Source organism: Streptomyces sp. KR55 (genome assembly GCF_052245645.1).
GTDB lineage: Bacteria > Actinomycetota > Actinomycetes > Streptomycetales > Streptomycetaceae > Streptomyces > Streptomyces flavusporus.
Genome location: NZ_JBQQCE010000506.1, coordinates 1 through 7,003, shown reverse-complemented (window position 1 = coordinate 7,003; position 7,003 = coordinate 1). Strand labels below are relative to the sequence as shown.

5 protein-coding genes are annotated in these 7,003 nt (G+C 70.8%); 3 read left to right on the top strand and 2 right to left on the bottom strand.

What is annotated here, in order from left to right:
* On the bottom strand, positions 1-1,733 hold a 1,733-nt coding region (locus ACTWQJ_RS43475), incomplete at its 3' end, for a S8 family serine peptidase (protein WP_443311923.1).
* A gap of 354 nt (positions 1,734-2,087) precedes the next feature.
* On the opposite strand from ACTWQJ_RS43475, the gene ACTWQJ_RS43470 reads away from it, so the two are divergent.
* Positions 2,088-2,963, top strand: coding sequence for a lytic polysaccharide monooxygenase auxiliary activity family 9 protein (locus tag ACTWQJ_RS43470; RefSeq protein ID WP_443311922.1), 876 nt, complete (start codon positions 2,088-2,090; stop codon positions 2,961-2,963).
* 98 nt (positions 2,964-3,061) lie between these two features.
* Here ACTWQJ_RS43470 and ACTWQJ_RS43465 read toward each other — a convergent pair whose 3' ends face one another.
* Positions 3,062-4,024: an ABC transporter substrate-binding protein gene (locus tag ACTWQJ_RS43465; RefSeq protein ID WP_443311921.1), complete on the bottom strand. Its 963-nt coding sequence runs from the start codon at positions 4,022-4,024 to the stop codon at positions 3,062-3,064.
* Positions 4,025-4,432: 408 nt separating this feature from the next.
* Here ACTWQJ_RS43465 and ACTWQJ_RS43460 point away from each other — a divergent pair, with 408 nt between their 5' ends.
* Complete coding sequence (locus ACTWQJ_RS43460; RefSeq protein ID WP_443311920.1) at positions 4,433-6,781, top strand: ATP-binding protein; 2,349 nt, start codon at positions 4,433-4,435, stop codon at positions 6,779-6,781.
* A 15-nt stretch (positions 6,782-6,796) separates the two neighbouring features.
* Positions 6,797-6,925: a hypothetical protein gene (locus ACTWQJ_RS43455; protein WP_443311919.1), complete on the top strand. Its 129-nt coding sequence runs from the start codon at positions 6,797-6,799 to the stop codon at positions 6,923-6,925.
* Positions 6,926-7,003 lie beyond the last annotated feature (78 nt).

The following is a 7,003-nucleotide window of genomic DNA, read 5'->3' as shown; positions in this document are numbered from 1 at the left end:
TTCCAGGTGCCGTTGGCGGTCTCGCCGGACGCGTTCACCGAGTAGGTGGTGTTCACGTTGTCCGCGGAGTCCGAGGAGCTGGAGGACTTCAGGCGGTACGTCGAGCCGTCCGGCGCGACCAGGTCGATGACCAGGTCACCACGGTAGGTGTGGGTGATGTCGACCGCGACCTGGAGGGCCGAGGGCGCGTTGCCGCTGCGGCCGCTGACGGTGATCGGCGACTCGACGGCCGAACCGGCGTCCGGGATCGAGACGGCGGAGCTGCTGGAGAACGTCGTACCGGTGGACGTACCACCGGCCACGGCCTGGACCGTCTTGGCGGCGTCCGCCAGACCCGCACCGCAGCCGCCGGAGCAGGAGCCGGGCAGCGCACGGGCGTTGGACTTGATCGCCGACTCGATCTGGGCCGGGGTCAGCGAGGACTTGGCCGACTTCATCAGCGCGGCGAGGCCCGCGATGTGCGGGGTGGCCATGCTGGTGCCCTGGTAGTAGGCGTACGACTCGGTGGACGGCGTCTTGGTGCCGGAGTTCAGCGTGGAGTAGATGCCGTTGGCGGTACCGGTGCTGGTCTGGCCGCCCGGGGCCGAGATGTCCACCAGGGAGCCGTAGTTGGAGTACGAGGCCTTCGCGCCGGTGCGGTTGGTCGCGGCGACCGAGATGACGTTGTTGCAGTTGCCCGGCGAGTGGTTCGCGACGTTGTCGTTGTCGTTGCCCGCGGCCACGACGATCGCCGTACCCCGGTTCACGGCCGCGTTGATGGCGCTCTGGGTCGCCGAGGTGCAGGCACCGTCGCCGCCGAGGCTCATGTTGATGACCTTGGCGACGTTGGAGTTGGCGGGCACGCCCGAGACGGTGCCGCCGGACGCCCAGGTGATGGCGTCGATGATGTCGGAGTCGTAGCCGCCGCACTTGCCGAGCACGCGCACCGGGGAGATCTTCGCGCCGTACGCGATGCCCGCCATGCCCTTGCTGTTGTTGGTGACGGCGGCGATGGTGCCGGCCACGTGCGTGCCGTGCCAGGAGGAGTTGCTGGCCGGGATGCCGGAGCCGCACTCGTTGGCGTTGTACCAGTCGCCCGGGTCGGCCGGGTTGCTGTCGCGGCCGTCGCCGTCCACGGAGACGGCGGTGTCGGCGATGAAGTCGTAGCCACCGACGATGTTCGCGGCGAGGTCGGAGTGGGCGACGTAGCCGGTGTCGATGACGGCGACCGTCACACCGCTGCCGGTGGAGGTCGGCCAGGCGGCCGGCACGTTCATGCCGGCGGTGGCCTCGAACAGGTCCCACTGCTTGGCGTAGTCGGTGTCGTTCGGGTCGGCCTGCGGGGTGTTGAGGCGGTCCGGTACGACGTAGGCGACCTGCGGGTCGGCCTGGTACTCGGCGACGACGTCGGCGACATCGCGCTTCGTGAGGTTCTCGCCCAGGTCGACCAGGGCGGCGCCGGTGCCGAGGCGGCGCTGGAAGTCGAGCTTCTCGCCGGCCTCCTTGCCCTTGGTCGCGGCGTCGGCGTCGGCGGCCTTGTTCGACTTCGCCTCCGCGGCGCCGGACTTGTAGCCGACGATGAGGCGTTCGGCGGGGGTGCCGGGCGCGGCCTCGGTCTGGGCGGCCGGGACGGCGGCTTCCTGAGGTGCGGGTTCCTGGGCCACGGCGACCGATGCGGTGGCGGCCGTGAGCAGCGTCGCGGAAACGGCGGCGACGGATATCAGCTTGCGTCTGATGGCAGGGGAGGTTCGCAAAGGCTTGCCTTTCGTGGCCGGTCTCCGGGCAGCGCGGAGCGGCGGTCGATGCGCTTCGTCGTCGAAGCGGAGGGGGGTGAACCGAAAAGCGGAGCGCGATGGCCGGCCAGGCGCGAGGAGCGACCCGTAACAGGGGTTACCTGTGGGTCGTCTGTGCTCGAACGATAGGCAACGTGACGGTGCCTCGGATACAGGGGAAACCCTTGATCCGACCGGAAACCCACCCTTTCCGTAGGCTCGTTGACCGCGAATGTTCCCTTTGGTGCCGCATGTCGACGTGTGAACGCGCCGGGCCGGTTTCCCGTACTGCACTCGGCAGACCGTTCGCACACCGGCCGAGGAGGAGGGGTTCGCATGCCCCGGACCACCGTATGTCGCACCGCCCTGGCGGCCGCCGCCGTAGGCCCGTTGCTGCTGGGCCTCTGGGCGGCGGGTCCGGCGCAGGCGCACGGCGCGCCGACGGATCCGGTCAGCCGGGTGGTGGCCTGCTCCCCCGAGGGCGGCGAGCGGGCCCGGTCCGCGGCGTGCCGGGCTGCCGTCGCCGCCAACGGCGCGTCCTTCACGGCCTGGGACAATCTCCGGGTCGCGAACGTGAACGGCAGGGACCGACAGACGATCCCCGACGGGCGGTTGTGCAGCGGGGGCCTGTCCGCCTACCGGGGCCTCGACCTGCCCCGCCCCGACTGGCCGGCCACCCGCCTGTCACCGGGCGGGTCGCTGACCATGACGTACGCCTCGACCATCCCGCACACCGGCACGTTCCGGCTCTATCTGACCGAGCCCGGCTACGATCCGGCGAAGCCTCTGACCTGGTCCGACCTGCCGGAGCGGCCGTTCGCGGAAGTCGAGGACCCCACCCTGACGGACGGCGCCTACCGCATCGGCGCGACGCTCCCGTCCGACCGGACGGGACGTCATGTGCTGTACACGATATGGCAGAACAGCAGTACGGCCGACACGTACTACTCGTGCTCGGACGTGGTGTTCACAGAGGACGGCACGCCGTCCGCGGCGGGCCGGCCGAAGGACAGCGCGACCACCGCTCCGTCCAGGACGCCCGCGGCCCGGGCCACTGCCCGGCCTACGGCGACGGCACCCGCCGGTACCCCGGTGGCGTCCGCCGAAGGCACCGGCTCCGGCCCCTCGGTACCTCTGCTGGCGGGCGGCGCCGCCGCTGTGCTGGCCCTCGCCGGCGGCGCGGCTCTGGCCCTGCGGCTACGGCGACGGTGAACCGCCGTGCAGTGAGGGCTGGTTGGCCATGCACCAGGCGTGCCCCGCGGGCTCGAGGGCGGCGCGGGGCACGGCGAGGCGGAGCAGCCTGGTGGCGGTCAGTTCAGGCCGACCGACTTCAGCCAGGCCTTGGCCACGTCCAGCGGGTCCTTGTTCTCCAGCTGCACCTGGGAGTCCAGGTCGAGCAGCGTCTTGGTGTCGAGCTTGGCGGAGACCGCGTTGAGCGCGTCGATGCCCTCCTGCGAGAGCCCGCTCTTGTAGACCAGCGGGGTCACGTTGGCGAACCCGAAGAGGTTCTTCGGGTCCTGCAGGACGACGAACTTCTCCTTGGTGATGGTCGGGTCGGTGGTGAAGATGTCCGCGGCCTGCACGGTGTTCTTGGTCAGCGCGGCCTGGGTGAGTGGGCCGCCGGCGTCGAGGGCCTTGAAGGACTTGAACTTCAGGCCGTATTCCTTCTCCAGCCCGACAAGGCCCTGGTGCCGGGTCTGGAACTCGGGCGAGCCGCCGATGACCAGTTCCGGGGCGATGTCCTTCAGGTCCGCGAGGGTGGACTGCGCGGTGAGGTCGTACTTCTTCGCGGTCTCCGCGTTGATGGACACGGAGTCCTTGTCCTCGGCCGGCGCCGACTCCAGCAGGGTCAGCTTGGAGTCCAGCTTGGACTTGACCGCGGCGTTCACGGACTCGGCCGACTTCTGTTCCGCGTCGGGGTCGAGGTAGGCCAGGAGCGAGCCGTTGTACTCGGGCAGAACGGCGATGGAACCATTCTTGAGCAGGCCGTAGGTGGTCTCGCGGCTGCCGATGTTCGGCTTGTACTCGACCTTGATGCCCTTGGCCTTCAGGGCTTCGCCGTAGATGTCGGCGAGGAGGATGCTCTCGGCGAAGTTGTTGGAGCCGACGACGACGGTGTCGCCGTCCGCCTTGCCCTCCGAGAGCGGGTTGTCGGACTCGTCGTCGGAGGACGAGCCACAGCCCGCGACCAGCGCCGCCACGACGGCGAGGGCGACGGCGGCCGCGCCGCGATGACGTGTTCTGGACCAGCTGCTCTTCACGGTAGAAGTCACAATTCCCGTTCCGGGCTGAGGATGTGGTGGGGAAGCTTGGCGTTGGCGGGACGTGCGGGTGCGTGCGGCGTACGGGTGCGGACACACCGCACCCGCTGATCCAATCCAGCGAGTTCTCGGTCAGTCAAGAGCACCCAGGTCACCAATTGGCTTCGATGAGTGACCTGTTGTGAAGGAACCGCGAACGAACGTCTCCTCAAGCGGAGCGGGTTGTAACGGATTCTTGACTTGGAGTGGCACGATCACACCACCCAAGAGGCGATAGTCTCACCGGAGTTGCTCTCCGGTCACAGCGGCGACACAGACCGCACCGGTGTCGTCGTACACCGGCCGGAGCCGATCAAAACGACACGCGAACGGACACGCGCGTTCTTCGCGCGCCGTGCGACACCCCACGAAGGAGGCCTGGTGTCCACGTACGAGCGGAGCGAAGCCGCAGCGAGGGGTGGCATACGGGGCTTCGCCGACCGCTGGCCGTTCCGCCGCAAGCTCAACGTGCTGGTCGGAGTGCCGCTCGCCGGACTCGCCCTGCTGCTCACCTACCTGATCACCGACCAGGTGATGCAGGCGCGCAGCGCGGCGGAGGCCGCCACGCTCGTCCGGGACAGCGCGCAGGTCGCGGAGCTGGTCGACCGGGTGGAGACCGAGCACCAGCAGGCCATCCTGCTTTCGGTGCGCCACGAGGCCCAGGGCACCGGCGCGAAGCCCGGGCTGTCCGCGTACCGCGAGGCGCAGGACGCGGTGGACGCCCAGGTCGAGAAGGTGCGCACCACCTTCGGCGACCGGCTGCCGGACACCGAGGCGCAGGCGCTGCGGGAGATCAGCGGACTCGGCAGCCTGCGGCAGACCATCGAGCAGGGCTATCTGCCCGCCGACAACATCGACCCGGCCTACACCAACGCCGCCAAGGGCCTGATCGACGGCCTCGGCCTGGACCGCAACACGGCCCTCGCGGCCACCTTCACCGGCAATCTGCTGGACTCGCTGCTGCGCGCGGATGCCGCCCACAGCTCCTTCGAGACCAGTGTGTTCTCGGCGTCGACCGGCGACTCCAACGCGCTGATCGAGTTCATCGGCGCGGTCGGCGCCTATGAGCTGTACACCCACCAGGCCGAGCGCTTCAGCCGGTTCGCCACCGAGGAGCAGGCGGCCGAGCTACGCGGCATCGAGCACAGCAGCGCACAGGCGACCATCCTGCGGCAGTACGCCGAGCTGCAGATCGACCCCAGCTCGCTGCAGGCCGGGTCGCCGGCGCAGATCCGCGAGAAGTTCACCGCGGCCCTCGCCTCCTACCCCGAGTACCGGGAGCAGTCGGAGAGCCGTCTGAAGATCACCGGCTCGCTCATCGGCCAGATCGCCGACCGCGCCGACGACGCCTCCAGCGACGCCTGGTGGAACGCCGCCTGGCTGTTCGCCCTCGCGCTGGCCGGCTTCCTCCTCTGGGGCGCCTTCTCGGTGGCCGTGCGCCGCTCGGTGGTCCGGCCGGTGCAGGCCCTCACCGGGGCCGCCCGGCAGGTCGCCGACGTCGCCGGACGCGAACTCGCCCGGGTGGCCGACGACGACGCCGAGGACGACGCGCCGCCCCGACTGCGCGAGATCCCGGTCACGGCGAAGGACGAGATCGGTGATCTCGCCGAGGCCTTCAACCATGTACAGACCACCGCGGCTGCCCTGCTGGAACGCCAGGTGCTCAGCCGGCGCAACGTCGCCGAGATGTTCGGCAACGTCGGCCGACGGGTCAGCAACCTCACGACCCGGCAGCTCGCCCTCATCGACGCCGTCGAGCGGGGCGAGACCGACCCCGCGCTCCTCGAACGCCTCTACCGCATCGACCACATCGCGGTCCGCCTGCGCCGCAACGCGGACAGCCTGATGCTGCTCGCCGGCATCCGCGAGACCGTCCTGGACTCCGGGCCGACCGCGCTCACCAACGTCGTACGGGCCGCGCTCGGCCAGATCGAGGGCTACCAGCGGGTCGAACTGCACGCCGGTACCGAGATCATGGTGGAGCCGGACATCGTCGGCGACCTGACGCTGATGGTGGCCGAACTCCTGGAGAACGCCGTGTCGTTCTCCCCGGCCGGCAGCCCCGTCGAGGTGACCGTGCGCGGCGGCGACTCCGGTGCGACGATCACCGTCGCCGACCACGGGCTGGGCATGAGCGCCGAGCGGCTGGCCGAGGAGAACGCCCGGCTGATCCGGCGCGAGCGGCTCGACCTGGTGCCGACGAAGGTGCTCGGCCTGTTCGTGGTGGGCAACCTGGCCCGCCGCTGGGAGATCGGCGTGACCCTGTCCCGTACGCCCGGGGGCGGTGTGACGGCCGAGGTGACGATCCCGTCGTCGCTGCTGCTCACGATGAGCGCGCTGGCCTCCGGCGGTACGGCCGAGGACCGCGCGGGTGCGCGGACGGCGACCGTCCCGGCTCCGGCGGCCGGGCCGCGGCCCTCAGCCGCCGCACCGGCCGTACCGGGAGACCCGGTGGACGCCGCAACGGACACCGCGCGTGCGCACCACGACGCCCCCGCGGACGACCCCACCCCGCTCCCCCGCCGTGTCCCACGGCGCGAACCCGCGGCCGGCGACGACAAGCCGCTGATCCCGAAGGCCCGCACCGAGACGGCCCCGGACGGCTCCCGCCCGCTGCGCCGCCGCGTCCGGGGCGCCACGCTCCGTACGACCGCCGAGGCCGACCGGCAGACGGCCGCCCGTCCGGCCGCCGCCCCCGCCGACGCGGAAGCGGTCCGCAGCGCCCTGTAGGAGTTCGAGGCGGCCGTGGAACGCGCCCACCGCGACAGCGACACCCCGAGCGAGGGCGGCGGCAACAACCGAGCCCCCGGCCAAACCCGCGAACCCAGCGACTCGCACGACCAGAACCACCTCCCGGAAGGAGCGGAGCAGTGAGCACGTCGACAGGTGGCACTCCCACGGGAGACTCCACGCCGGACGAACTGCGGGCCGCCGCAGCCGACTTCACATGGC

What these genes read in the sequence shown, in the direction of transcription:
- ACTWQJ_RS43470 (WP_443311922.1), top strand. Translation starts at nt 2,088, where the DNA reads ATGCCCCGGACCACCGTATGTCGCACCGCCCTGGCGGCCGCCGCCGTA.